This is a genomic window from Neobacillus oceani, from assembly GCF_046237595.1.
GTDB classification, from domain to species: domain Bacteria; phylum Bacillota; class Bacilli; order Bacillales; family Cytobacillaceae; genus Bacillus_D; species Bacillus_D oceani.
On record NZ_CP143543.1, the window covers coordinates 4,130,651 to 4,157,582 of the forward strand.

General features: G+C 44.6%; 19 protein-coding genes. 8 read left to right on the forward strand and 11 right to left on the reverse strand.

Annotated features, from left to right (window positions below):
* Nucleotides 1–18: 18 nt before the first annotated feature.
* The 3 genes from treR to treP all read right to left on the reverse strand — a co-directional run bounded on the left by treR (nt 19) and on the right by treP (nt 4,121).
* The gene (gene treR / locus V1499_RS20950; RefSeq protein ID WP_409272272.1) at nt 19–729 is read right to left on the reverse strand and encodes a trehalose operon repressor; all 711 of its coding nucleotides are present in this window, start codon (nt 727–729) and stop codon (nt 19–21) included.
* A gap of 165 nt (nt 730–894) precedes the next feature.
* Nucleotides 895–2,571 (reverse strand): alpha,alpha-phosphotrehalase, encoded by a 1,677-nt coding sequence (gene treC / locus V1499_RS20955; protein ID WP_409272274.1) that lies wholly within the window; start codon nt 2,569–2,571, stop codon nt 895–897.
* Nucleotides 2,572–2,699: 128 nt separating this feature from the next.
* Nucleotides 2,700–4,121 carry a PTS system trehalose-specific EIIBC component gene (gene treP / locus V1499_RS20960; RefSeq protein WP_409272275.1) on the reverse strand — a complete coding sequence of 474 codons (1,422 nt, stop codon included), beginning with the start codon at nt 4,119–4,121 and terminating at the stop codon, nt 2,700–2,702.
* A gap of 344 nt (nt 4,122–4,465) precedes the next feature.
* Here treP and V1499_RS20965 point away from each other — a divergent pair, with 344 nt between their 5' ends.
* The gene (locus tag V1499_RS20965) at nt 4,466–4,729 is read left to right on the forward strand and encodes an excalibur calcium-binding domain-containing protein (protein WP_409272277.1); all 264 of its coding nucleotides are present in this window, start codon (nt 4,466–4,468) and stop codon (nt 4,727–4,729) included.
* 398 nt (nt 4,730–5,127) lie between these two features.
* Here the strand turns inward: V1499_RS20965 and V1499_RS20970 are convergent, their stop codons facing one another.
* The 6 genes from V1499_RS20970 to V1499_RS20995 form a co-directional block, all read right to left on the reverse strand.
* Nucleotides 5,128–6,579 (reverse strand): S41 family peptidase, encoded by a 1,452-nt coding sequence (locus tag V1499_RS20970; RefSeq protein ID WP_409272278.1) that lies wholly within the window; start codon nt 6,577–6,579, stop codon nt 5,128–5,130.
* A 384-nt stretch (nt 6,580–6,963) separates the two neighbouring features.
* Nucleotides 6,964–8,286, reverse strand: a complete 1,323-nt coding sequence (locus V1499_RS20975) for a murein hydrolase activator EnvC family protein (protein ID WP_409272280.1) — start codon at nt 8,284–8,286, stop codon at nt 6,964–6,966.
* Between the two features lie 101 nt (nt 8,287–8,387).
* Nucleotides 8,388–9,272, reverse strand: a complete 885-nt coding sequence (gene ftsX / locus V1499_RS20980) for a permease-like cell division protein FtsX (protein ID WP_409272282.1) — start codon at nt 9,270–9,272, stop codon at nt 8,388–8,390.
* The gene (gene ftsE, locus V1499_RS20985; RefSeq protein ID WP_053368262.1) at nt 9,262–9,948 is read right to left on the reverse strand and encodes a cell division ATP-binding protein FtsE; all 687 of its coding nucleotides are present in this window, start codon (nt 9,946–9,948) and stop codon (nt 9,262–9,264) included. The genes ftsX and ftsE overlap by 11 nt, the downstream gene beginning before the upstream one ends.
* Nucleotides 9,949–10,440: 492 nt before the next feature.
* Entirely contained in the window at nt 10,441–10,749 is a 309-nt protein-coding gene (gene cccB, locus V1499_RS20990; RefSeq protein WP_409272284.1) for a cytochrome c551, read from the reverse strand.
* 51 nt (nt 10,750–10,800) lie between these two features.
* Nucleotides 10,801–11,670: a YitT family protein gene (locus V1499_RS20995; RefSeq protein ID WP_409272285.1), complete on the reverse strand. Its 870-nt coding sequence runs from the start codon at nt 11,668–11,670 to the stop codon at nt 10,801–10,803.
* Nucleotides 11,671–12,079: 409 nt separating this feature from the next.
* Between V1499_RS20995 and V1499_RS21000 the strand changes: the two genes are divergently transcribed.
* Entirely contained in the window at nt 12,080–12,505 is a 426-nt protein-coding gene (locus V1499_RS21000; protein ID WP_409272287.1) for a hypothetical protein, read from the forward strand.
* Nucleotides 12,506–12,607: 102 nt separating this feature from the next.
* Here the strand turns inward: V1499_RS21000 and prfB are convergent.
* Both prfB and secA read right to left on the reverse strand, forming a co-directional pair.
* Nucleotides 12,608–13,709, reverse strand: a protein-coding gene (gene prfB / locus V1499_RS21005) for a peptide chain release factor 2 (protein ID WP_409272289.1) whose coding sequence is annotated in 2 segments (ribosomal slippage) — nt 12,608–13,636 and nt 13,638–13,709 — 1,101 coding nt in all. Because the reading frame shifts where the segments join, the coding sequence is not laid out codon by codon here.
* Between the two features lie 696 nt (nt 13,710–14,405).
* The gene (gene secA / locus V1499_RS21010) at nt 14,406–16,913 is read right to left on the reverse strand and encodes a preprotein translocase subunit SecA (protein WP_409272291.1); all 2,508 of its coding nucleotides are present in this window, start codon (nt 16,911–16,913) and stop codon (nt 14,406–14,408) included.
* A gap of 834 nt (nt 16,914–17,747) precedes the next feature.
* On the opposite strand from secA, the gene V1499_RS21015 reads away from it, so the two are divergent.
* The 6 genes from V1499_RS21015 to V1499_RS21040 all read left to right on the forward strand — a co-directional run bounded on the left by V1499_RS21015 (nt 17,748) and on the right by V1499_RS21040 (nt 26,914).
* Nucleotides 17,748–19,118: a cytochrome c3 family protein gene (locus tag V1499_RS21015; RefSeq protein WP_409272293.1), complete on the forward strand. Its 1,371-nt coding sequence runs from the start codon at nt 17,748–17,750 to the stop codon at nt 19,116–19,118.
* Nucleotides 19,119–19,199: 81 nt separating this feature from the next.
* Nucleotides 19,200–20,363: a NapC/NirT family cytochrome c gene (locus V1499_RS21020; RefSeq protein ID WP_409272294.1), complete on the forward strand. Its 1,164-nt coding sequence runs from the start codon at nt 19,200–19,202 to the stop codon at nt 20,361–20,363.
* A gap of 24 nt (nt 20,364–20,387) precedes the next feature.
* Entirely contained in the window at nt 20,388–21,080 is a 693-nt protein-coding gene (locus V1499_RS21025) for a tetratricopeptide repeat protein (RefSeq protein ID WP_409272296.1), read from the forward strand.
* Nucleotides 21,081–21,102: 22 nt separating this feature from the next.
* Nucleotides 21,103–22,071 carry a 6-bladed beta-propeller gene (locus tag V1499_RS21030; protein ID WP_409272298.1) on the forward strand — a complete coding sequence of 323 codons (969 nt, stop codon included), beginning with the start codon at nt 21,103–21,105 and terminating at the stop codon, nt 22,069–22,071.
* Nucleotides 22,072–22,177: 106 nt separating this feature from the next.
* Nucleotides 22,178–24,019: a cytochrome c3 family protein gene (locus V1499_RS21035; RefSeq protein ID WP_409272300.1), complete on the forward strand. Its 1,842-nt coding sequence runs from the start codon at nt 22,178–22,180 to the stop codon at nt 24,017–24,019.
* A 459-nt stretch (nt 24,020–24,478) separates the two neighbouring features.
* Nucleotides 24,479–26,914, forward strand: coding sequence for a multiheme c-type cytochrome (locus tag V1499_RS21040; RefSeq protein WP_409272302.1), 2,436 nt, complete (start codon nt 24,479–24,481; stop codon nt 26,912–26,914).
* Nucleotides 26,915–26,932 lie beyond the last annotated feature (18 nt).

Consider the following 26,932-nt stretch of genomic DNA (forward strand, 5'->3'; position numbering starts at 1 on the left):
GATACCGCTATGAATGGCTTACCTGCTCCTCCTCGCAAAATCGACGAAACGGAACTTATCGAGGCGATGCCTTGACTCCGTATACTCAATCACGGACGCGTTGTCGAGGAAAACATTGTTCCGTACGACAACGATATGGTCGTATCCATTCATATCAAGGTAGGTGCGATCTTCGTCCGTACATTCCTCGACGGTGATTTCCTTCCGGGCAAACGAAATGTTCAGTTTCAAGTCACCTTCGATATACTCATAAATGCTGTCTTCGCAAATTTCCTTCGTCAGTCCTGGTACGTATTTTTTCACAAAAAACGACTTGTCGAGAATGATCCTCTCCCCGTCTTTCTCACGGGTCCGCGCAACCTTCCACACTTCCTCCTTGGAGAGGATTTTCAATTCGTTTTGTAAAAAACTGTCCGGCTTCATAACATATAACTCATGTACGGTTGTGTGGAATCTTTGTCCAACCTTTTCAGCCACTTCCTTGAAGCTTGTCAGTCCCGAAACCGGGAAGTCGAAGCGGCCAATGTCGAGCACGACCGACCCTTTTGCCTTTATTTTTTGGATATAGCCATTTTGTGACAGGAGGTTCAACGCCTTTCGGATCGTTTCCCTGCTCGTCCCATACATTTCCGCGAGCTCGTTCTCCGACGGCAGCTTTGTGTGCTTTTTCAGCTTCCCGCTTTCGATTTGCTCGGCAATATCCTGATAAATGCTGTCGTATTTGTTCATTACCACGGTTCTCACCCGGTTCCATAAAATTGGGAGACAGCTTAAACCGCCTCCCGTTCATTGTACCACTGCTGCTGTTTGTTATGAAGATTCAGCCTAATCCGTTCTGCTAGTGAAACAGTACCTGTGAAACAAGATTTTTCGGGTGATGACACTGTTCTTATTTTACTTTTTGATATGGAATACTACCGATTCATACGGACGGAGGGTGAAGCTGCGGTAGTCTTTGGGATGGTCTTTGTAATTTGAGATAAGCACGCTGGCTTTCCCGCCAACACCTTCGATCCGAACGTCATCCGGTAGCTCAAACTGTGCGTTTTTACCATAAAAATTGTTCACTACGAGCAGTGTTTCTCCGTTCCAGGAGCGGGTGTAAGCGAATATCCGCTGGTCTTCTGCCAGAATAAGTTTGTAATCCCCGTGCGTAATAATATCGTATTCTTTCCGCAAGCCGATTAGCATTTTATAGTGATAGAAAACCGAATCCTTGTCGGCAAGCGCCTTTTCAACATTAATGTCCCGGTAATTGCCGGCAACGCCAATCCAGGGGGTGCCTGACGTAAAACCAGCGTTCGCGGAAGCGTCCCATTGAACCGGTGTCCGCGAATTGTCACGCGACTTGCTTTTCAAAATCTCGAGTATTTCCTTTTCGTCCATTCCAGCGGCTTTTTTCAGCCTAAAAATATTGAGCGATTCTACGTCCCTGTAGTCCTCGATCGACTCAAAACCGGGATTTGTCATCCCAATTTCTTCACCCTGGTAGATGTACGGAGTTCCCTGCATCATATGGATGGTTGTCGCAAGCATTTTCGCGGATTCGACCCTGTACTCGCCGTCATCGCCGTAACGAGAGACAACCCTCGGCTGGTCGTGGTTGCACCAGAATAACGCGTTCCAGCCGCCGCCCCCGTTCATTTCCTCCTGCCAGGTGGACAGGATTCGTTTTAAAGCAATGAAATCAAAGTCTGCTAGCGTCCATTTATCGCCGCCCTCGTAATCAACCTTCAAATGATGGAAATTGAAAGTCATGCTGAGCTCTTTGCTCTCCGGATTGCTATACTGGATGCAATTTTCAATGGTCGTGGAAGACATTTCACCAACGGTCATGCTGTCGTATTTGGAAAATGCCTCGCGGTTCATCTCTTTCATGAACTCATGGACACGCGGGCCGTCCGTATAGAAGCGGCGGCCATCGCCTTTATCATCATTCGGAAAGCTTTGATCTTTCGAAATCAGGTTGATGACATCGAGCCTGAAACCATCGACCCCTTTTTCAAACCAGAACTTCATCATGTCATAAACTTTCTCGCGGACTTTTTCATTCTCCCAGTTCAGGTCGGCTTGGGTGACGTCAAACAAGTGCAGGTAGTACTGTCCGGTCTGTTCATCATACTCCCAGGCGTTGCCGCCGAATTTCGATTCCCAGTTCGTTGGCGGGCCGCCATCGACGCCATCCCTCCAAATATAGAAATCCCGATATGGGTTGTCCTTTGATTTTCGTGATTCCTGAAACCACGGATGCTCTGTGGACGTGTGGTTGACGACAATATCCATAATGAGCTTGAGCCCTCGTTTATGTGCTTCATCAAGGAGGCGGTCGAAATCGTCCATTGTGCCGTATTCCTCATGGATTGAAAAATAATCACTAATATCATAGCCGTTATCACGCTGTGGCGACTTATAAATCGGCGTCAGCCAAACCACATCGACGCCAAGCTCCTTCAAATAATCGAGCTTATCAATAATACCTTGCAAATCCCCAATGCCATTTCCCGTCGTGTCCTTAAAACTCTTCGGATATATCTGATACACAACCGACCTTTTCCACCACGGTTCCCTCATGCTGATCACCTCTTTTGTAATGGTGCCTGGCACTCTTTTGAAAAAAATAATGTCCAGTTTTAAAGCCAGGAACCCGTTGGGACACTATATTCCACCCCGGTTTCCTGGCCCTATAGCTCAACCTGTAATTAAGCAAGTTCGCCTTTACGGGCTTTTGTTTTACCCCATAGGTATGTTAGGGCGAGTGGTACCGCGATTGAAATTGCCATCCCGATAAAGAATGGCACCCATTTTTGCGGAACAATCGACAGGAAGCCGGGCAAGCCGCCAACCCCGATGGATGGCGCAAGAACTTTGTTAATGGTAATGAACATTCCGGCAAGAGCGGAGCCAATCATCGCGGAGATGAAGGCAAAGCGGAAGCGGAGGTTCACCCCGAACATAGCAGGCTCAGTAATGCCGAGATATGCGGAGACCGCGGAAGTTCCGGACAAGCCCTTAAGCTTCTCGTCTTTAAGCAGGAACATCATCGCAAGTGCGGCGGATCCCTGGGCAATGTTGGACATTACGAGGATTGGCCATAGGAATGTCCCGCCTGTGCTTGAAATCAGCTGCAGGTCGACTGGAAGGAACGTATGGTGCATACCCGTCACGACAAGCGGTGCGTACAGTGCGCCATAAATAAGTCCGCCAATCGCTGGTACGGCATCAAAAATTCCCGTGAACATATTCGTAATCCATTGTCCGATAGTAAAGGTGATTGGCCCAATGACGATAAACGAAAGGAAACCGGTAACCAAAAGCGCAATTGGCGCTACAAGCAGCAGCTGAAACGCATCAGCGATCTTGCTGCGAAGGAAACGTTCAATTCTCGCCAAAACATACGAAGCAACAAGTACCGGTAGAACCTGTCCCTGGTAGCCAACCTTTTGGATTTCAAGGCCAAACAGGTTCCAGGTTGGGATATCACCTTCGGCTTTCGCCGCTCCCCATCCCCATGCGTTCAGAAGATCCGGGTGGACAAGCATAAGGCCAAGTACAATCCCAAGAAGCGGACTGCCGCCAAACCGGGTTACCGCGGCCCAGCCAATCAATCCCGGAAGGAAGACGAACGCCGTATTAGCAATCAGGTTGATAATGGATGCGAAATCACCGAAATTCGGATGAACATCGACAAAGGACTTGTCCGGGTAAAAAATCCCCGGCCCTGTCAGGACGTTGTTAATCCCCATCAATAAACCTGCGGTAACAATCGCCGGTAAAATTGGGATAAAAATATCAGCAAGCGTCTTGATTGCCCGCTGGAATGGATTCAGGTTTTGCGCGGCAGCGTCTTTAGTTTCCTGCTTGCTCGCATGGGCAATACCCGCTTGCGCAGCGAGCTCATTGTACACTTTGTCGACAGTTCCCTGGCCAATTACAACCTGGTACTGCCCACTTGCGGAGAACGAGCCCTTCACAAGATCGATTTTTTCAAGTTCTTCCTTATTTACCTTGCTCTCGTCATTCAGCGCAAAACGCAGCCGTGTCACACAATGGGTTGCAGCAGCGATGTTCTCTTTGCCTCCAACCGCATCAATAATTTCGGAAGCTGTTCTTTTTAATTCCATTCTCTTTTCCCTCCTAAAACTAAATGAATGACAGCGTTTTCTTTTTATCGATTATGAATCCTGCCTATATGCAGTTATCGTTTCATTTTTAAACGGAAATAGACGCTTGCGGCACATTTAAATCCGAATGAAAAGTTTCTCGCAAAACAAGCAAACGGATTCATAATCATGGACTAGTTTTAACATGTATATACAAGTTATATTAATAAGTATATCCTGTATATACAAGTTGGTCAACAATACTGTTTGCCTGTGTGGTGATGTGTTTATATGACAATTTATGGTTGTTTGCACTGTCGACACATTGTAAAATAAAAGAAAATATTACATAAGGAGCTGGTAATTTGACAAAAGGTTTAAAGATTATCCTCTCATCCGCTCTGTTTTTCGGACTTACCTACGGGTCAGCGACCATAGCGGAAGGCGCAGCAAAAAAATACGCCAATTGCACAGAACTGAATAAAGATTATAAAGGCGGCGTTGCAAAAGACTCTAAAGTTAAAAACATAGGAGGAAAAACGCGCTACCAGCCATTTGTCTCTAAAGCGCTTTATGATGCAAACAAATCGAAAGACCGCGACAAAGACGGCATTGCCTGCGAACGATAATTCCGGAGTCCAGCCATGGGCTTTTTTTTATTTTCCAAAATGGGATCCACACGTATCGGTTCATAAACATTTCATTTCAGTTCATATTCGACACGAGTTGGTTCATAAAACCTAATTATCGGTTCAAAAACTCATAACATCGGTTCATAAACCCTAAAGATCGGTTCATAAACACCAACAAAAACAACGAACCTACCATAAAAGTATTCTCTCTTTCAAATACTCCGTCTACCCCAAAGCAGCACTGAAATTTCCGTGAAACAGTTAGCGTGAAACAAGATTTTTCGAGTGGAGCCACTGTTTGCATTTTTTACACCACAGTAAAAAGGGCAGGGAGTCGTTTCCCCTGCCCAAAACTCAACTATTCTGGCCCCGAATCAACTAATCTAGACCACAACCTATTTTGCCAACAGCCGCAGTGCCGTCCGCAGCTGCAGGTCATTTTTGTCTTTCTTCGTTTCCGCTGCCCTCGCTTCATCAAGCGCCAAGGCAGTCTTCCCGTCAATTTTTCCAGTCGGCTGCAACCCGGCATGCTGTTGGAACGCCTTCACCGACCGTACAGTCCCCGTACTAAAATAGCCATCCGTCCGCCCAGGCGAATACCCAAGTCCCTCCAGTATAATCTGGGCGTTCTTTACCTGCTCATTGTTCATATCCGCTTCAAGCGCGCCGTCCACCTGGATTGGGTGCGTCCCATAAATAACAGGCTGCGCAACCTCCACATCCGGCTTAATACCCTTTTTATGAATCCAATTTCCGTCAGGCGTAAGCCATTTGAAGAGCGTCAGCTTAATATTGCTGCCATCCCCCATCGGCATCGCTTGCTGCACCGTCCCTTTGCCAAACGTCTTCTCGCCGACGAGTGGGTATCCTTCCGCCTCGGCAAGCGCCCCGGCAAGGATTTCCGAAGCAGATGCGCTTCCTTTATCAACAAGGACCGCCACTGGATACGGCTTCCCCTTCTTTAATGTTGAAAAATACTTATCACGCTTCCCATTGCGCTTTTCGATCTGGACAAACGGCTTATCACCGTCAACAAATTCACGCAGGATCTCCTCCACACTTATAAGCAGCCCGCCCGGATTGCCGCGCACATCAATCGCAAGCCCGGTAATTCCATTCTCCTCAAGCGCCTTCAGCTGCTTTTTAAAATCATTCGCTGTATCGTCGGCAAATGAAGTAATTTCGATTACGCCAATTCGCTTCCCATTCACATTCTTTACTTTTGAGAAAACGGTCTCAATCGGAATCTGATCCCGTTTCACCTCAACCGTAATTGGCTCCTTCACATTCTTGCGTTCAACCTCAAGGCGGACAATCGTCCCCTTTTTGCCGCGGATTTTTACTGTCACCTGAATCAAATCAAGCCCCTCGACACTTTTCCCGTCCACCTTCATGATTCGGTCATGCGGCTTCAACCCCGCCTTTTCCGCAGGAGAATTTTTAAAAGGCGACACAATCACGATTTTGCCGTCCTCCATCCCAATCTCCGCGCCAATCCCCTCAAACGACGATTCCAATGATTCATTGAATTGCCGTGCCGTTTCCTTGTCCATATAAACGGAATAAGGATCATCAAGCGAAGCCAGCATCCCCTGGATCGCGCCCTCAACAAGCTCCTCGCGCTCAACCTTCTCCACATACTGGCTGACAATCAATTCATACGCCTGGTCCACCTTATCAAGCAACGCCGAATCCGTCTGCCGATCCTTTCCCTTCTTAGGCACCGCCGCCGCATCAACCGCAAATCCTTCTGCCCGCGACTCCACCCACTTCATCCCGGCAAATGTCCCCCCGGAACCGACCGCGAGCGCCCCCGCCACCAACAACGCCATCCACTTTCGCCTCATGCCCTCACTCCCAACATCTCAATCCATTTTTAGAAAAAGCACCGCCATACACGCGATGCCCGTTACTATACATATATGCTGGCCTGGACGAGTTATGAAGCTGTTTTTTGGAAAAGGGGCCCATGCCATCCGGCACCACCTTCATTCCGATGGACCCACACACACCATTCCATGGAGTCTGGCACCGCCTGCATCCTAGCATCGGCAGTGTATGCGAAAAATACGAAAAAAGCACTAGTTTCATTGATGCACAAAAAGGAAATAAATAGAATGTAGACCCCGGCGCCCGACATCACGAATTACACAGGCCGGGTACAAAAAAGAGCGGGGAAGCCATGCTTCCTCCGCTCTTTAGCCTTACATATTTTACTTTGGAGTGCGTGCTTACCGCGGCACGCCGTATGCAAATGGGTTGACCGCATTTGATTTGCTGTCGTTCCACTCGCCTTTGTGAAGTTCAAAATGAAGGTGTTTCCCTGTTGAATGGCCTGTATTCCCCATATAACCAAGGAATTGGCCTTTGGAAACGACTGCGCCATCCCCGACCGCGCGCATATCCAAGTGCGCATAGACGGATGTATATGTTTGCCCGTCAATATAATGGGCAACGAAAACGACATTTCCATAGCTAGGAGAATAATAGGATTTGATGACAACTCCGCTTGCCGCGGCGACAACAGGGACATTCGAAGCCCTGTTTGCCCAGTCAACGCCATAGTGGAATGTTCCCCAGCGGGCGCCAAATCCTGATGTATAGATACCATTCGTAGGCTTCATGAAATTGCCGGATGTAACAGGCGGTGCTTCGGCTTGGGCAGAAGATTGATGGGAACCACCGCCACCACTCGACTTTTTAGCCGCTGCAGCACGTGCGGCTGCGGCGCGGGCTTCCGCTTCACGGCGCGCGCGCTCGGCTTCCTTTGCAATCCGCTCTTTCTCAAGTTGGATAGCCTTTGCCATTGCTGCTTCCTGAGCCTTCAGAATTTTGTTTTTCTCCTGAAGCTCCATTTTATGATCGTGCTCTTCCTCTTCCTGTTTTACAAGCTCTTTCATCAGCTTGTCCTTTGCAGCGCGCTGTGAGCTGAGTTGCTTGTTCATCGTTTCAAGTTCAGCGAGCATTTGCTGAAGCTTGGCAAGGTCACTTTCAACCTTTTGCTTCTTTTGCTCAAGTTCTTCGATATCAGCCTTGTGCTGTTCAAGGATATCCTTGTCCGCCTCCATAATCGTCGCAACCGCGGTTGCCCGGTCAACGAAATCGCTGAAGCTTGTCGCACCCATTAAAACATCCATGTAGCTGACCATTCCGCCATTTTCCTGGAAGGTGCGTGCGCGGTCCTTAAGAAGCTCGTTCCGCTTCGCAATCCGCTCCTCGAGAACCTTGATTTCTCCCTGGAGCTTTTTGATTTCCTTTTGTGTTTCATTAATATCCTGTGTCTTTTCACGGATTTTCTTGTTTGTATCACTTATTGCAAGGTCAAGCTTCTTGATTTCCGCATTGACTTTTTGCTGCTCGGACTGGAGCTTTTTGATTTTCTCGTCCGCCTCGCTGATATTGGCGTCTACTTCAGAACGGTTTTTCTGAATTTGTGTTTTCTCATTTTCTAAGTTCGAAAGTTTTGAAGCTTCTGTGTGAACGATCGAACCCCCAAATAAACTCCCTATGCCTACCACGATTGACGCGGCAAGCGCCATGGCTGATCTTCTCAATTCCCGATTTCTCCTTTCCACTGCAACCCATGTACAGGTAAATCGTCTCTATTTTTTTGGAACCCTCTGTTCCCGTAAGCCTGCCTTCAAAAACAACTTTTCTAAACCCTAAGAAACTTCCTGACCGACATCATACTTCCCCAAATTCCAATAAACGCTCCCATTAAGATAAGCAAACCCGATACCTGGTACATGAATGGGTCAAACGGAAGGATTTGGATAAAATGGCCTTCAAGCAATGGATCGAGATAACTGTATGCCTGATAGTAGGCAATAGATAGGAGGGTGACCGGAACGATCGACCCAAGAACGCCTAGCCACAAGCCTTCAAGGAAGAACGGCCAGCGGATGAAGGCATTTGTTGCCCCTACCAATCTCATAATCTGGATTTCTCTTCTTCTTGCAATAATCGTTATTTTAATTGTGTTCGAGATTAGGAACACAGCGGTGAAGAATAGCCCGGCAATCAGTGCGAGCCCTACATTCCGGCTCGCGGCGATGAATTTGAACAGCTTTTCGACGCTCTCCTGCCCGTATTGTACCTTATAGGCGAAATCCATCTTCTTGATCTTTTCCGCGGCCTTCATTGTATCCTCAGGATCCTTCGTTTTTACGACCAATACATCGTTCAAAGGATTGTCCTGTTCAAAAAGTTTGTAGGATTCACCGAGATTTTTTATTAATATTTGAAGTTCCTCTTCCTTTGACGAATACCTAATGTCCCCGACCTCCGGAAGTGCTTCTACCTTTTTCCGTAGCTCCTGCTGCTGGTCATCATTGGCGGTCGTATCGATATGTACGCGGATTTCCACGTCCTCCTCGATGGTCTCCGCCACCCTGTTGAGGTTCATCATAATAATGAAAAAGACACCGACAAGAATGAGCGTGACCGTAACCGCGCCGACCGACGCGAACGTCATCCACCCGTTCCTTCCAATGCTTTTCAAGCTCTCCCGTGTATGGCGGCCCAAGGTTCTAAGCTTCATAGCCGTAGTCCCCCTTTAGCTCATCACGGACAATTCTGCCTTCTTCTATCGCAATGACACGGTGCCTGATTGTATTGACGATTTCCCGGTTATGGGTCGCCATGACAATGGTCGTGCCGCGCGTGTTGATTTCTTCGAATATTTTCATGATTTCCCATGATGTATCCGGGTCCAGGTTCCCGGTCGGCTCATCTGCAATCACGACCTTTGGGGAGTTTACAATCGAGCGCGCGATTGACACACGCTGTTGTTCCCCGCCGGAAAGTTCATTCGGCATCATCCTGGCTTTATGCTTAAGGTTGACGAGGTCGAGTACCTCCATAACCCTTTTCTTAATGTACTTTGGATGCTCTTCAATTACCTCCAGCGCGAAGGCGACATTTTCATAAACCGTCTTCATAGGAAGCAATTTGAAATCCTGGAAAACCACGCCGAGATTACGGCGGAAAATTGGTACCCTTTTCGATTTCAGCTTTGCAATATTTACACCATTTATAAGGATTGTCCCGGATGTAGGTACTTCTTCGCGATACATCATTTTAATAAACGTCGACTTCCCAGCCCCGCTCGGCCCAACCACGTAAACGAACTCTCCCTGGTTGATCCGGACTTCGATGCCGCTAACAGCCGTAACGCCATTCGGATACTTTTTATAAACATTTTGCATTTCAATCATGGAAACAATCACCTAATTTGTTTTTGTCGACAACAACCTGCTTGTTGATGGATCTTGATGGACACTATTCTCGCATTTTTGACAAAAAACCTATGTGTTTAATAGCACAAACCCATTATAACATTGAAAACCTGTAAAAAAAGGGGTTCAAATATTACAGTTTCTTTTCAAGTTCGTCGAAATATGACAATAATATCCTATATTGGCGAATATATCATTATTTTCCCTCTTTGAAAACAGTAAAATAAAATTGCTATTTAGCGGGGGAGTAACAGCGAGGAGTATTTGGAGGTGAAAACGTTTTTCTTCAATATCTTTTCAAATGGGAGTCTTTATTACAAAGTTATTTCAAAAATTTTTCCTAACGTGGAAGGGGTTGGTTGGTTGTAGGAATTTTCAATTAAATGAAAAAATTGTTTGATTGCTTACTCCAACTAAATTATTATTTCCATATATAAAGCGTCCTGCCGGTCGACAGGACGCTTTTTGACATTATTTTTTCTCTGCAAGCCACTCGGCAACCTTGGATGCTTCTTCACCTTTATAAAGGCCACCAGGCATCCCGCCGCCTTTTCCTTCTTCAATAATTTTCTGAATTTCATCTTCTGAAAGCGCAGCCCCGACCTTGGTCAAATCCGGACCTGCTCCGCCTTTAAGGTCACCGCCATGGCATCCTGAGCATTTTTGGTTATACAGCTTTTCAGGATTTACATCTGAAGCGGAATCCTTGTCTCCGCCACCTCCGCAAGCAGCCAACACCATTGATGCGCCCACGAGCAAGGCAAGTAGTTTTTTCTTCATTTATATAACCCCTTTAGCAAAGTTATTAAACCCTACATAATTATACCAATACTATTCCCGTTTGAAACCCTCCCCAAGGACCTCTGCCGCATCCATAACAATAACAAATGCTGACGGATCAATGTTTTTGACCAATTGTTTCAATTTTGTGAACTCTGTTTGGTCGACCACGCACATAAGCACAGGCTTCTCGGAATCCGTAAAACCGCCGTAGGCTGACAATCTTGTGACCCCACGGTCAATCTTATTCAGGATTCCTTCCTGAACTTCCGTTTGTTTATTGGTAATGATCATCGCCATCTTTGAACGCCCGAAACCTACCTGGACAAGATCGATTGTCTTACTCGTTACATACAAGCCAATAAGTGCATAAAGTCCCCGTTCAATATCAAAGACAATCGCCGCGGACAGTACAATCAAGCCATCAATCAACGCCACGCTGCGGCCAAGCGTAAGCCCCGTATATTTGGTAATGATTTGTGCTGCCAGGTCTGTGCCTCCGGTTGATGCCCTTCCGCGAAAAACAATTCCGAGGCCAAGGCCGACCCCCACTCCACCAAACAGCGCTCCCAAGAGCGGGTCATTCGTCCAGGGCTGAAGATGTGCGGAGGAAAGGACAACAAACGGGAGAAAAATAGTCCCGACAAGCGTTTTGATGCCAAAATTCCTGCCAAGCAAAACGGCCCCTGCTATGAATAACGGTATATTCAGCGACCACTGCACATATGCCGGCGCCCAGCCCATGACCGCATCGAGGATTGTTGAAATCCCGCTTACGCCGCCGGAGGCAATCCTATTTGGCAGAAGGAATAAATTAAACGATAGCGCCACAACAGCAGACCCAGCCAGTATATAAATATACTCAAGCACTTTCTCAGCCCGCGTTTCAACAATGAAAGCCTTCTTTCTGCGTTTTCTCAAGAGGACGCACTCCTTCTCTGTGACTCCATTTATTCTACATTTAATAGATAGCACGCGGGAAAAAATAATTCACTGATGAAAGATTCATCTTATGAAAAATATACCCATACCAAAGCAAGAGTATAGCATTCACCGGCAGGGCGCGCAAATTCACGTAAAAAACATAAAAATTTATTATCCACCCTGTGGATATGTTTGGGGCTTTTATTAGGAAACACCCTGTTGATAACCCGTAGTTCTGCCTCTCTAAGAGGGCCAGTTGTGAATAACTATAAAAAGGTTGCCGAAAATCTTGTGGATAAGGTGGTTATCCACTGTTTTTTGTTGATAAATCAGTGAATTTCCACATTTTTCGCTAAGCTTTTAAGGTGAAAAATCTGTGGTATACTGGCAAAAAGGAGGTGAAAAAGTGGAAGAGCTATTAAGAGATTTAATGGGAAAAATCCATAATCAGTTCGAACTGATGGGCAAGAGATTCGATGGCATTGATCAGCGGCTTGATGGAATGGATAAGCGCCTTGATGGAATGAATAAGCGCTTTGATGGCATTGATCAGCGCCTTGATGGAATGGATAAGCGCTTTGATGGCATTGACGCTAGGCTGGACGGAGTGGATGAACGCCTGGAAACACTCACTGACACAATCAACAACCACGCAACAGAGTTTAGGAGCCATTTTAACCAAATCCACACCAAGCTGGACCAGCACGAGAAAGTATTCAACGTCGTTGCTGACGAAATCAAAGGAATAAAGTTTGATATTGCACACCTAAGTGCCAAATCCGGCATCCACGAAACCGAAATCTCCACAATTAAAAAACGCATGCAGCTTTAGCCTCTCCGACTATTCCACGTCGGCAAATGAAATCCAAAAAATAAAACAAGCCTTTGCCGGCGGTATTTCCGGCAAAGGCTTTAATTTTTTCAAATGTAAATCTTATGAAAGCTTCGACCGCAGATATGAATCAATGAACGGATCAAGCTCCCCATCCATCACAGCCTGCACATTCCCGGATTCAGTACCCGTGCGATGGTCCTTCACCATTGAATACGGATGGAACACGTACGAACGGATCTGGCTTCCCCAGCCGATCTCCTTTTGTTCGCCGCGGATTTCCGCAAGCTGCTTTTCCTTTTCCTCAATCTCGCGCTGGTACAGCTTTGCCTTCAGTAAATTCATCGCCCGTTCACGGTTCTTAATCTGCGACCGCTCCGTCTGGCACGTCACAACCACACCAGTCGGAATATGCGTGATCCGGACCGCGGAATCAGTCGTATTGACGTGCTGGCCGCCCGCGCCGCTAGACCGGTACGTATCAATTTTCAAATCCTCGGTCCTGATGTCGATTTCAATCTCGTCATTGAATTCCGGCATAACCTCGCATGAAACGAACGATGTATGGCGGCGGCCCGACGAATCGAATGGTGAAATCCTCACAAGTCGATGGACGCCCTTCTCAGCCTTCAAATAGCCGTAAGCATTATGCCCTTTGATCGCCAGAGTGACACTTTTGATTCCAGCTTCATCACCGGGAAGGTAATCAAGCGTCTCGACCTTATAGCCGCGCTTCTCCGCCCAGCGGGTGTACATCCTGAGGAGCATTGAGCCCCAATCCTGGGACTCCGTACCTCCTGCACCTGGATGCAGCTCCAAAATCGCATTGTTTTTATCATAAGGCTCGCTTAACAGCATCTCAAGCTCATACTCATCAAGACGCGCTGTCAATGCGGTAAGCTCCTCTTCAAGTTCCGTCTGCAAATCTTCATCAGGCTCTTCTTTTAAAAGCTCAAAGGTTACTTCCAGATCTTCATACTTCTCATTCATCTCCAGGAACTCATGCACCTGGTCTTTAAGGGCATTCGCCTCATTAATTACAGATTGAGCGGCATTCTGGTCATTCCAAAAATCCGGATGCAGCATCTCATTATCAAGCTGCGCTATCCGCGCCTCCTTTTCCTCCAGGTCAAAGAGACCCCCTGAAGCCCGCTAATCGCTTAGCTGTTTTCTCCAACTCGTTTCTGATATCTGAAAACTCCATATCAATCACCTCAAACATCTTTCCATTAGAATAGTCATTATCTAGTATATACCCTCAAGCCCCGAATGCCAAAGCTCCTTGGAAAATTAAAAGCCGAAGAAGCCCAGCTACGCAGGCAAAAAACAAGGAAAACTTTCGAAAAAAATTTCCTTTAACACATAGGATAAGTCCGAACATAAGGCAGCTTTGGACTCTTACCTCCTGGAAATGCAGTTCTGTGTCCAAACAACGGGCAGCTTTGGACTCCTACCTCCCGAAAGTGAAGTTCCGTGTCCAGAGAACAGGAACCTATGGACTCTTACCACCCGAAAATGAAGTTCCGTGTCCAGAGAACAGCCATCTCTGGACTATTACCTCCCGAAAATGAAGTTCCGTGTCCAGAGAACAGGAACTTCTGGACTCTTACCACCCGAAAATGAAGTTCCGTGTCCAGAGAACAGGAACCTCTGGACTCTTACCCCCCGAAAATGAAGTTCCGTGTCCAGAGAACAGGAACCTCTGGACTCTTACCCCCCGAAAATGAAGTTCCGTGTCCAAAGAACAGGAACCTTTGGACTCTTACCTCCTGGAAATGCAGTTCCATGTTCAAACATTTGCCTATAGGCCAAATATTCGTATTTAGTCTAGCTTCCCGCTAGCAAAAAATTAAGCAAAAACAAGAGAACCGGCAACCGCCGGCTCCCATCAATAACACTATTACACCGCACCGTGGCAGTTTTTGAACTTTTTGCCGCTGCCGCAATGGCAAGGGTCATTGCGCCCAATGTTCGTCTTTTTAATGACAGGCTTCTTTTTAATTTTTTCTCCGTCTTCCTTCGGGTTGACGGCATGGCCCTTTGCAACTTCCTGGCGTTGGAGGTTGCTGCGGATTTCCGCCTTCATGATGTAACGGGAAACCTCTTCCTCAATGGAGACGACCATGGTCTCAAACATCGCGAAGCCTTCATGCTGGTATTCACGCAGAGGGTCCGTTTGGGCATACGCGCGAAGGTGGATACCCTGGCGTAGCTGGTCCATCGCATCGATGTGGTCAATCCACTTCGAGTCGACGGCGCGTAGGACGATAACCTTCTCGAATTCGCGCATTTGCTCCGGAGAAAGGATTTCTTCCTTCTCGTCGTAGCGTTCCTTGACTTTGGCAAAAATGAGATCGGCCATTTCGTCCGGATCCTTGTCTTTCAAATCAGCAACCGTGATGTCGCCTTCATGGAGCAGGTTGTTCGTGGTGAAGTCGACAATGCCCTGAAGATTCCATTCGTCTTCATCCCCGCTGCCAGGAGCATATGCCGGGATTGCCCTGTCGATGGTTGCTTTAATCATATTCTCTACGATTTCGCGAAGGTTTTCCGCATCAAGCACTTCGTTTCGCTGGCCATAGATGATTTCCCGCTGCTGGCGAAGAACGTCATCATACTGGAGGAGCTGCTTACGGGCATCGAAGTTATTGCCTTCAACGCGCTTCTGGGCAGACTCGACGGCACGCGATACCATTTTGCTCTGGATTGGCTGGGAGTCATCCATCCCAAGGCGGGCCATCATGTTCTTCATATTATCAGAACCGAAGCGGCGCATGAGCTCGTCTTCCATGGATAGATAGAACTGGGTTACCCCTGGATCTCCCTGACGTCCGGAACGTCCGCGCAGCTGGTTGTCAATCCGGCGCGATTCATGGCGTTCAGTACCGATAACGGCTAGCCCGCCAAGATCCACAACGCCTTCGCCAAGCTTGATATCCGTACCACGCCCGGCCATGTTCGTCGCGATGGTTACCGCGCCCTTTTGGCCAGCATCCTCAATAATTTCCGCTTCACGGCCATGGTTTTTCGCATTGAGGACGTTATGCGGAATGCCTTTTTTCTGCAAGTATTTCGAGATTAATTCGGATGTTTCAATTGCAACTGTACCAACTAGGACTGGCTGGCCATTTTTATGTCGTTCGGCGATGTCCTCGACGACAGCGCGGAACTTCCCGTCCATCGATGCATAGATCAAATCCGGACGGTCATCGCGGATGATCGGACGGTTTGTCGGGATGACGATAACGTTCATATTATATATGTTGCGGAATTCTTCTTCCTCGGTTTTCGCGGTACCGGTCATACCAGCGAGCTTCTCATACATCCTAAAATAGTTCTGGAATGTAATCGTTGCAAGTGTCATGCTCTCATTCTGGACTTCAAGGCCTTCCTTCGCCTCAATTGCCTGGTGAAGGCCTTCGGAATAGCGGCGACCCTTCATGAGGCGTCCGGTGAACTGGTCAACGATGACGATTTCGCCGTCCTGGACGACGTAGTCAATATCCAGGTGCATTGACACATTTGCCTTCAGCGCCTGGTTAATGTGATGGTTCAACGTTACATGGTTGATGTCAAAAAGGTTTTCGATACCGAATGCGCGCTCAGCCTTCGAGATTCCCTGCTCGGTCAGCATGACGCCTTTCGTCTTTTCATCGTAGGTATAATCCTGATCCCTTGTCAGCGTCCGGACGAACGCATTCGCCTGCATGTAGAGGGACGTCGATTTCTGGGCGGTACCGGAAATGATCAGCGGTGTCCTCGCTTCGTCGATCAGGATGGAGTCAACCTCGTCAATAACAGCGTAATAAAGCGGGCGCTGAACTTTTTGTTCCTTATATAACACCATGTTGTCACGGAGATAATCAAAGCCGTATTCATTGTTCGTCCCATATGTGATATCCGCCGCGTACGCTTCCTGCTTTTCTTCTTTTGTCATGCTGTTCAGGTTCAACCCAACAGTAAGGCCAAGGAAATTGTACAGCTGGCCCATTTCCGTGGCGTCACGGCTGGCCAGGTATTCGTTGACTGTAACAACATGGACGCCTTTGCCGGACAAAGCATTCAGGTATACGGGCATCGTAGCTGTCAGTGTTTTACCTTCCCCTGTTTTCATTTCGGAAATATTTCCTTCATGAAGGGAAATACCGCCCATCAACTGGACCGGATATGGATACAGCCCAAGTACACGGCGAGCTCCTTCACGAACCACCGCAAACGCTTCGACAAGCAGGTCATCAAGCGACTCGCCGTTCTGGTAACGCTGCTTGAATTCTTCTGTTTTTTCGCGAAGCTGGTCGTCTGTTAGCTTTTCGGTTTCATCCGCCAGCGCCTCAATCTGGCTGGCTATCCGGGTCAGCCTTTTGACTTCGCGTTTATTCATATCAAACAATTTATTTAAAATTCCCATCTTGACTCTCCTTCTTCATTCAGCGTTTGAATCCCATAAGGAGAAAGGATTCTCTATTTCAGGCAAATTTCCTCTAAAAAGATTTCGTCAATTTCTGTTACCATCTTACCACTTCCGCTATGCAGTGACAACAAATGCTCACCTTGATAAAGGCATTGAACGTGACAAACAGCGGATGTTTTACAACTTCCCAACAAATTGTGTCCAATCTACAAAAAGCCCCATTGAGGGATTCAAAAATGTCTAAAATGATATTTCCTTCATTTATAAAACAGCCTATTATTTTCGTTTTATTTCCAAACTAGAAGGATTTGTGATTTCCAAACGGGGTGCAAAGGTTAAGGCAGCCATATTCCTATCAAGCGTTTCCCTTTCCCAGAAATTTCTTTTTGTAAAACCGCTTTCCCCCACTTGGTTTGTGGGCCAATTTTTAAAAAAGAAAAAATCTTCACAAGTTCTTCACAACTTCCACATAATAAAATCACAACTCGGCTCATTGATAAATATTGGCCGTCAATTTCACCTCAATATTTTCATTATGCATAAAACCAACTCAAAACCGCTAGAATCAGCTAATAGTAATTCATATTATTGTATAAAAATTAAATATTATTCTAGTTTACACTACACACGCATTGTTAACGAAATCCCTGGTACATCAAGTTTACACAGGGAATTTTTATTCAAAAAAAGCGATGACACACTTCGCAACTTTATTCACAAATTGTACATTGGAAAATCACTTTGGGGTGTTAGATACTACCTTTAGAGAGGTTAATATGGAAATAAAAGTAGATAGAAAATCAAACAGAAAAACGGAAAGGGTGAAACAGCGTGGCCTTTTGGAGAAAATCCAAACAGACAGAGACTAGCCCTGAGACAGAGACAAGGGAAGGGAATAAGAAAGTCGGCCTTATACGCAGATTATGGCGCAAATTTAGAAATATAGATTGGAAGAACCCGGTTAACCGCTGGAAGCTAGGCTTCGCCCTCTTGTTCGGGCTAATCGCGATGAGCGGAACGGCGTACGGGGCAATTGCCTTTACGTCAAATCCGGCTTTTTGCGCCAGCTGCCACGAGATGGCGCCGGAATACCAGACATTCAAAGCAAGCGCCCACAGCGAGATCAAATGTACGCAGTGCCACATCGAGCCTGGCGCGAAGAATATGGTCCTTCATAAGATCGAATCGTTGAAGGAAGTTTACTACCATGTTGTTGGTCCACCAGACCCGATTGTACAGACCAAACCGGTCATGAAGGTAAACTGCGGACAATGCCACTCGGATAACCGCCTCGTCACCGCAACCGGTGACCTGAAGGTGAACCATAACAAGCATATTAAAAAAGACATTCCTTGTATTACTTGCCACGCTGGAGTTGCGCACGCGAAAGTGGTCGACCGGGGAATCAACGGTTCCGAAACGTACGACCACTGGACAGAGAAAAACATTAAAAAACTGATGACGAAAGAATACACAAACCCGAACATGGGAACGTGCATTGATTGCCATGACAAGGTGAACAAAGGCCAAGAGCCTTGGAAGGAAATCGCCTACAGCCTGCCGGTCAACACCCACGGAGCTGAAAAGGGCAAAGACATTGGGTCCGAAACAGCAACCGCCGAGCCCCACGAAGCGGATGTAATCGGAGTACAGGGCAGCCATGAAGTAACCAAGAAAACACAGGATATCATCCTTCAGGCAATTGGAAAGCAAAAAGATGGCGTTAAGATTTCAATGGATTGCTTTACATGCCACAAGGAAGTCGCCATTCCAAAGAGCCACGAAAAAGTGAAATGGAACGAAAGCCATGGCGGCACCGCCTTTAAAGAGCTTAATGAATGTGTCAACTGCCACCAGGATTCAAAATGGATCCGCGACATTGCCAAGCAGGACATCCTGACCTTAATTAAGGATGACGGCGTTAAAGAAAAATACGTACCGGATATCACGGTCGTTAAAGACAAATCCCGTGCCAGCGCCTTCTGCTCCGCATGCCACGGAAACCGCCCGCCAGGCCACCTAGACAGCGATCAATGGCTCACAGCACACGCACCAAAAGCAGGAACCAAAGAAGCAAAAGCCCGTTGCTATGTATGCCACGACAAAGAAAAGCCTGCGGAAGGAACAAAGTCAACCGCGCCAACGGACGTATATTGCCAGTACTGCCACAGAACCGGCTTCAAGAGTGAAAAAGGCGTATAGCCATTAAATCATGTGCGGCCCTGGATTCAGATTACAGGGCCGCTCAAATAACCGTAATACTGAAACTGGAGGGACAGTCTTATGGAAGAAGAAAAGATTGATCAGGAACTCCCGGCCCCTCCCCGTTTTCGCAATACGTTTTTCAAAATCGCAACGTTAACCCTGCTGTTTCTGGTCCTTTTTTTCACCATAGGATTTGTAGGGCTCGAAACATCATCAAGCTCCGAATTCTGCTCATCCTGCCATGAAATGAAACCGGAGTACTACACCTGGAAGGCCTCCTCCCACGGTGAAGTGGATTGCGTAAACTGCCATATCGAACCTGGGGTCGAGAATTTAGCAAAAGCAAAAGGCAACGGACTCGTCGAACTTTACAAAAAACAGACACAAACATACACGGCACCGATTCGAATGCCAAAGGACATACCAGACAAGTCATGTGAACGATGTCACAATGTGTATAAACGTGACGTCACTCCATCCGGGGATCTCATCATCCCCCATGATAAGCATAAAAATGAAGGCATTGAGTGTATTCAATGCCATAGCGGGGTTGCTCATGCAAAGATAGCTGACCGGAAAATGACATTTAAAACGGATTATGCTAAATGGGACGAGTCAGTTGGTAAGTCAGCGATGGAAGATGTTTCATGGACTAAACCTGATATGGACACTTGTATGTCGTGTCACGAATCAAGAGAAATCACTCTTGAATGTGCAGCTTGTCATACTAGTGGAATGTATCCTGAATCTCATAAAAAAGCTGATTTCAAAACATCTAATCATGGAACCCTTGCTAAGAAAGATTTAAGTACTTGTAATAACTGTCATAAGTATATGTCAAAGGATGAAATAAAAGGGTTTGAAGAAGCGCCAGCGCATACACAGTATTTGAATAAAGGTAGCACAGCAAATTCTAAAATCAAACCACAAGATTATGCGAAAACTAACACTTACTGTCGTGATTGCCACTCAAAAAAACCTGAAAGTCATAAAAGAGGTTTTGTTAGTAAACATGGTGATTATGCAAAAAGCAACGAAACAAGGTGCTTGGCCTGTCATGATTATCAAAAAACAGGGACACATAGAATTACAAATACTACTTGTAACAGTTGTCATCCTTCCAGCCATGGTAATGACTTTAGAATAACCCACCCTGTTGATGTCCCAGTTGGTCAAAAATTAAACAACACTTGTTACCAATGCCATTCTAAAAGAACTTGTACGGCTTGCCATCGAAATTAATAGCAAGTAAGAAGGAGGGTTCTTATGCAAACAGAAACTGAAAACAATCAAAGCACTACTTCCCAAGAGCCTGTAACAAAAAATAACGAAAAAATCAAATTATGGAAGGCACTTCTAGCCCTTGTTCTTACCCTTGGTATCAGCCTTGGAGCAGGTTATATCATAAGTGATAAGTACTTATGGAAGGATATTGATACTGAACAGCTTCAAAAGAAACTGGATTACAGTTTACAGGAAGTAGATGCAAAACCTAATGATCCGGAGAAAAGGGTTCAATTAGGCTTTACTTATTTTTTAATGGAAAACTATGACAAGGCTTTAGAAGAATTTAAAACAGCTATAAGCCTTGATAAAAATTATTATCCTAGTTATCTCAATATGGCAATTGTTTATGATAAGCAGGATCAATCACAAAAATCTTTAGAAATGGCCAATAAAGCCACAAAACTCGCACCCAAAGATTATAAAGGCCATCTACTAAAAGGTATTAGTTACAGGAAATTAAAAATGTTTGATAAATCCACCGCTTCATTAGAAGAAGCGTTGGCACTAATGCCATCTAATGCTGATATTATTTATGAAATTGGCCAAGTAGCTGAGGCACAAGGGAATAAAAAAGAAGCAGAACAGATTTATAAAGATGCTTTAGCATTTGACCCATTATATAAGCCAGCGATAAAAGCCCTAGAAAGGGTATCTTCAAAAGAAAGTAAGTAATAAAACAAGGGGTGAATTTGCCTTGAAAAAGAAAACGTTATATAAGCTTATGGGAAGTATTGTCTTTCTCTCAACAATTCTTTTTGGTGCGATATATTATTTGGGGTTGCAATACAAGGTGGAAAAGATGGCAGCTGTGGTAGATCAGAATGGACCGCCAATCTTTACTCAACTTATCCACGGGGACTTTAGTAATCCTCTAGACAAACCCATGGATGCAGCCAGAATAGGTGAGTTTTTATATGTAACAGATACCAACCATAAACAAGTTCAGGTTTTTGATTTATCAGGAACATCGGTATTTCGTTTTGGTAAGCAAGGCGAATCAGAGGGTCAATTTATGTTCCCATATGGAATTTCCGGAGATAAAAATGAAAAGGTTTATGTAGCAGATTTATATACAGGTAAGATTTCAATTTTCGACTCAAAAGGGAAGTTCCTTAAGCATTTTGAAGAGCAAGATAAAAAAAATAAGGTAATTGAAGCTCCAGCAGGCTTAAGAATAATTGATGAAAAATTATATGTTACAGACATTAAAAAAAGTAAATTATTTGTTTTTACGTTAGATGGTAAAAAGGAAATGGAAATTGCAACTGGCGCTAACCCGGAAGACAAATTAGCAGCACCTAATGCTGTGGCTTTGGACGAAGAAAATATCTATGTTTCTGATTCCGGCAACCAGCGTGTAATAAAATATGATTTAAAAGGTAAGTATGTAGCAACTATTAATGGGTCTAAGGATGGAAAAGGAAATTCTATATTTGTTAATCCAAGAGGGGTTGGAGTGGATAATAGAGGAATCCTTTATGTTGTAAATAACTTGGCATCCAGTGTCTCTGGTTTTGATAGCGAAGGTACTCGGGTCTTTGAATTTGGAAGTATGGGTGAAGAGAATGAACAATTTTATTTACCCAACGGATTGAGTATTGACCAAAACGGAACAATTTATATTACGGACACAGTAAACCAACGAATAGCAGTATATCATTAAGTCATTATGCTCATAAAGGAGGTGATGCTCTTAATTTAGAAGATATAAGAATTAGAGTTTCATAGAAGTTAAAAAGCAGAAAGAGAAAAACAGGGAGGTTTTTCAATTGAGTAAGGCAAAATTAAGCTTTTCTTTCTTACTATCTTTAGTGTTAGTGGGAATGCTGAGCATCGTGGCCTTTGCCGCAGCTCCAACTGCTCCGACAGAGCTAAAATTCACATCGCCCACTAAAGATTCAGTAACATTAACTTGGAAACAAGTAGATGATGCAACTGGTTATAAGATTTACTGGGATGGTTCTACAACTGGAGAAGATGCCACAGGAACAACTTATACTAAAACCGGGCTTGAAAAAGCAATAACTTACAATGTAGAAGTTACTGCAGTAAATGCAGATGGGGAATCTCCTAAAACCGCTATGAAAGTTGTTTTGCATAACGGTACTGTTCCAACAAAAGATTTGACTAAACCTGATAATGACTTACCTAATGCTCATAAAACTGGTGAAGGAACTCTTATTAAAAACCCAGATCGTCAAATGAAAAATGATAAGACAACCAATGGAGCTCATAAACTTCACGGTTCTTATCAGAATAACACTAACTCCTGTGCAAGCTGTCACCAAACGCACACAGCTGCTTCTTCCAAAAGCTTGTTGTTTAAAAATGGTGCATACAATACTTGTACTGCATGTCACGACGGGACATTAGGATTCTATAATGTATTTGGAACTTCAAATGCAGAGGACATGGGTGCTGGTACATTTGGTGGTACACATGATGGCAATATGTCAGTCCATATGTCTACTGGTGCGTTAGAAATCAGTGCAGCGCCTGGTTCCAATTCAAAAGCGACTGGGGCGACTTGGACAGGTGAATTCACTTGTGCAAGTTGTCATGACCCACACGGATCTTTCTCTAGTCGCCTATTGAAAAACAGCCCGAACGGAATGTCTAGTGTTGAAAGAACAGCTGTAGTTGATGGGGCTGGAAAACCTAGTACTGTTTATGGGAATAAACTGATGAATGTCCCAGTTCAAAAAACCCCTCCGACTGGTACTATTAATGCCCAAAGCTTAAATGATTACTTCTTTAAGGATATTACAATTACAGAAGCTGACATTGCCCCTGGTGCCTATTATGAAAATACTGGCCTTAAAAAAGATGACCGTGTTCTTCAGCTACAAAGGTACCTTGGTGGTGCTTGGAAGAATGCGCCTGGTGTTTATTTGTCAAAAACTGGTGTGGACAACACCTCTTCCTGGCCTAAGATGTACGACGGTGCAACTCCAGTTACTGTAAGTAAGGATCAAGCAACTGCTGGAGATTATTGGTTCAACAATTCAAAAGCATATTTCAAAGTACCTGAAGGTAAAACTATCACTAAAATTAGTGATATTCAGAAAGCATATACTGTTGATCTATTCGAAGTAACGACAGATAAGTTAGGTCAAGCAATTCCTTCCGTTGGTGGAGTTCAACCTACAAGGACTTTAAATGGTTACCTGACAACAGGTGGGAAAGGTGTGCAATTTAACGAGTGGTGCGGATCTTGCCACGTTGATTACTTTACCCAGACAAAAGTTGATACTGGTATAGATAAGAACTACAATCACCATACCATGAGCGATAGCTATAACTGCGCTCGCTGTCACTATGCCCACGGAACTGATGCTAAAATCATGTCAGATGCACTCGGTAGAACCTATGAAACTCTACAAAATCCAGGAGGCTTCACAGCTGATCAGGCTAAGGAATATTTGAAGGATGTAAACGCATCTTCTGCTTTGAAACGCTATACTAACATGGCAGTATGTTATGGATGTCATACTTCTTCAAAATCTTCAGGGTTAATTAATAACAACGATTTTAATAATATCCATTCTCCAAATGGATTTATTACTGATAGCAATGAATTCAAAGGCAATAAATTAATACCAACACCATAACTAATTCACCAATAGCCCCACTGTTGTTGAATTGGGTGTCAAAAATATTGGTTAAAACAGCTCACGTTTGTGGGCTGTTTTTTACTCTTCTCTAAATATTTTCAATTGACAGTTCCCCAAGCAAAACAACATGAAATTTTCCTTGCTCTTAAATAGTTTTGTAGGATTTCGGAAAGCCAAACTAAAAAATAAAAAATAGATTACAAGAAATGGGATTTTCTCAAAGTATATATGCTGGCCCTTTTTTGAAGAGGTTCATATATGACTATTTTTTGTAAGACAAAAGGTAGTAATGTAAAAGATGAACCTTGATTTATCCCTACCATTCCGAATTTATTCATATATGAATATTCATTGAATTATTACCATATTCACTAGTGCCATCTCAACAATGGGATTATAATGTAAATGTAGACAATTCCAAGATTTTGCATCTTTTGAAGAAATGAGGGGTACTAAATGGATAATAAAGGACTCCTGCATAAAACTGCCTTCAACCTAATAACTATAATCGTTTTATGTATATTTTTGATCCTTCCGCCACAATTACCCAAAAGTTCAGTTGTCCTGGCTCAAACTCCACAAGGAACCGAACCCTTGGTTACTATTTTTACACCAAAAACCGATACTGTCATTAACACAAAGGAGATAACGGTTTCCGGCACTGTTGAAAATTTTGGTTCAGTTACATCTGTAAGTATTTTTAGCGAAAATGAATCCATCGGTGCAACGGATTCAATAATAGATAATACCTGGAAAGTTACAGTTCCTTTGAAAACCGGGGCAAATAATATTTATGCTATAGCAACGGGCTCAGAAGGAACGCTTTCTCCCCCTTCTCAAACAATCAAGGTTTTTGTTGATATAACTGAACCCAAGATTGAATTCTTAAATCAAAAAGAAGGCTCCTTTTCCAATACCAGTTCAATAGAAATGGCTACTGAACCAGGTTCAAGTGTCCAAATCTGCCTTGATTGTACAGAGAGCACAGATGGCGAACTAGAAGGCAATTGGATTCTGGTCCCAGAAAACCCGAGCAATTCTGGAACTTTTGTTTATCAGGATTCTCAAATGAGTCAAGGAAAACATACTGTATTCGCCAAGGCGATTGACCGGGCGGGCAATTTAGGGACTCCTGTAAGCATTAGCTTTATATTAGATACACTACGGCCGGTCATTTTACCGAGCAGTCTGGAACCTAAACCGAATATGTCGCAAGTCGCAGTCGATAAAAATACTACAAAATTTAAGTTTAAGATTTTGGATGCCAACGCAATTAACGAACTGGAATTACAGAAAAGCCTAACACTGACAAAAAGCGGATCCTCTACACCGATTCCGGTTATTTTCGTTGGTTACACGGAAGCTACTAAGGAAGTAATATTCGAACTTACTCAGCCTTTAAAAACAAGTACAAAATATCATATTTCAATTAATCCATCCGGTGTACTGGATCCTGCTGGGAATCGAGCTTTCCCACGAATATGGTCTTTTACGACGGAAAGTATTTCTTTTGCAGAAACTAATAGAAAAGTTTATGAGGTTGCTTATAATAATAAAACGATTCATCGTGAAAGCCCGCATGGAATCTTTTCAGGCAATTTCAATACATGCGCGAATTGTCATAGCACACATGCTGCCAGTAATCTAAAGCTTTTAGACCAGAAGAAAAACAGCGAAAATGATAATCGAGATTTAACAGTTGACCTATATTGTATGGCATGTCACGACGGAACGGTTGCGCCTTTACCGGAGAATAACCAAAGTACCCATTCGCATAATCCTGGAATTAGTATGGACGGAACATTAACGGGAAGTTCCTGTTCCAGCTGTCATAATCCACATTCCGAGTGGTCGACTGCCAATCCGAATCTAACTCAAGGGCATTTTATTTATAAACATGATGACATGGTGCCCCAGCCAGGAAAGCCATCGGTTGAAATAAGCAGCAAATCCCAGCTTTGTGAAACTTGCCATGATACCAAGACAGCCGAAAAACTTGGTGACCCAAGGGTAGAATACCAACTATTTGAATATAAAAATGCAAACACGGCAATAGGAGTTTATGAAGATTACGGCCTCTGCCTCCGATGCCATAATCCGGATTATCAAAGCATTAATAATGACACCGCCAAAGCTGCTAACATTGCCCAGTATTATAGTAATTTAACTCAACAGGTTAAGGCTGATTATGAAGAAATTAACGGAGAATCGTCCTTCATTAAAAGGACTATTTCTCCCGCTGAGCTTGTTTTTTCCGGACATACGATTAAAGCACTGGATGGAAGTCCATTGGCTGGCCATATACCTTGCGCGGACTGTCATGATACACACGGTTCTTCAAATATTAAGCAGCTTAAAACAACAATTGGACATGAAAACAAGCAGCCTTTTGCTGTTGAAACCGGCGATTGGACTCCGGCAGTAGAAAGAGATTTCTGCTTCAAATGCCATAATGGCATTACAGCTATATATGGAGTTAAAGGAAAAATACCTGATCCCGAAACGTCGGATGGTCATTTGAAATCAGAAGCGAACAAAGATATACCGTGTTCCAAGTGCCACGGAATAGGGAAAGATGCAAAAGAAAAAGCCATGAATGCCGCTCATGCACCGAGACAGGCTATGCCGGCCTTAAGTAAACTTGAGGTGAACAATCAGGATTTAAGCCCAATCTTTTCCCCTTACAGCCTTAACTATACGGTAAAGGTGGATAATTCAATTTCAACCATAACTATTATTGGAGAATCCAAGGATTCCAATGATACTGTCAGCGGGATCGGTAATAAGGCATTAAACGTGGGGTTAAACAATTTCACAGTGACGGTAAAATCACCAGAAGGAAAAGAAACATCTTATACAATAACTGTCAAACGCGCCGCTCCCAAGACATAAGTAAAAGCAACCCGACAA

Bases quoted from the DNA above. Each gene is read 5' to 3' on its own strand.
- treR (WP_409272272.1), bottom strand. From the start codon at position 729: ATGAACAAATACGACAGCATTTATCAGGATATTGCCGAGCAAATCGAA.
- treC (WP_409272274.1), bottom strand. From the start codon at position 2,571: ATGAGGGAACCGTGGTGGAAAAGGTCGGTTGTGTATCAGATATATCCG.
- V1499_RS20970 (WP_409272278.1), bottom strand. From the start codon at position 6,579: ATGAGGCGAAAGTGGATGGCGTTGTTGGTGGCGGGGGCGCTCGCGGTC.
- V1499_RS21040 (WP_409272302.1), top strand. From the start codon at position 24,479: ATGGATAATAAAGGACTCCTGCATAAAACTGCCTTCAACCTAATAACT.
- ftsE (WP_053368262.1), bottom strand. From the start codon at position 9,948: ATGATTGAAATGCAAAATGTTTATAAAAAGTATCCGAATGGCGTTACG.
- treP (WP_409272275.1), bottom strand. From the start codon at position 4,121: ATGGAATTAAAAAGAACAGCTTCCGAAATTATTGATGCGGTTGGAGGC.
- V1499_RS21025 (WP_409272296.1), top strand. From the start codon at position 20,388: ATGCAAACAGAAACTGAAAACAATCAAAGCACTACTTCCCAAGAGCCT.
- ftsX (WP_409272282.1), bottom strand. From the start codon at position 9,272: ATGAAGCTTAGAACCTTGGGCCGCCATACACGGGAGAGCTTGAAAAGC.
- cccB (WP_409272284.1), bottom strand. From the start codon at position 10,749: ATGAAGAAAAAACTACTTGCCTTGCTCGTGGGCGCATCAATGGTGTTG.
- V1499_RS21020 (WP_409272294.1), top strand. From the start codon at position 19,200: ATGGAAGAAGAAAAGATTGATCAGGAACTCCCGGCCCCTCCCCGTTTT.
- secA (WP_409272291.1), bottom strand. From the start codon at position 16,913: ATGGGAATTTTAAATAAATTGTTTGATATGAATAAACGCGAAGTCAAA.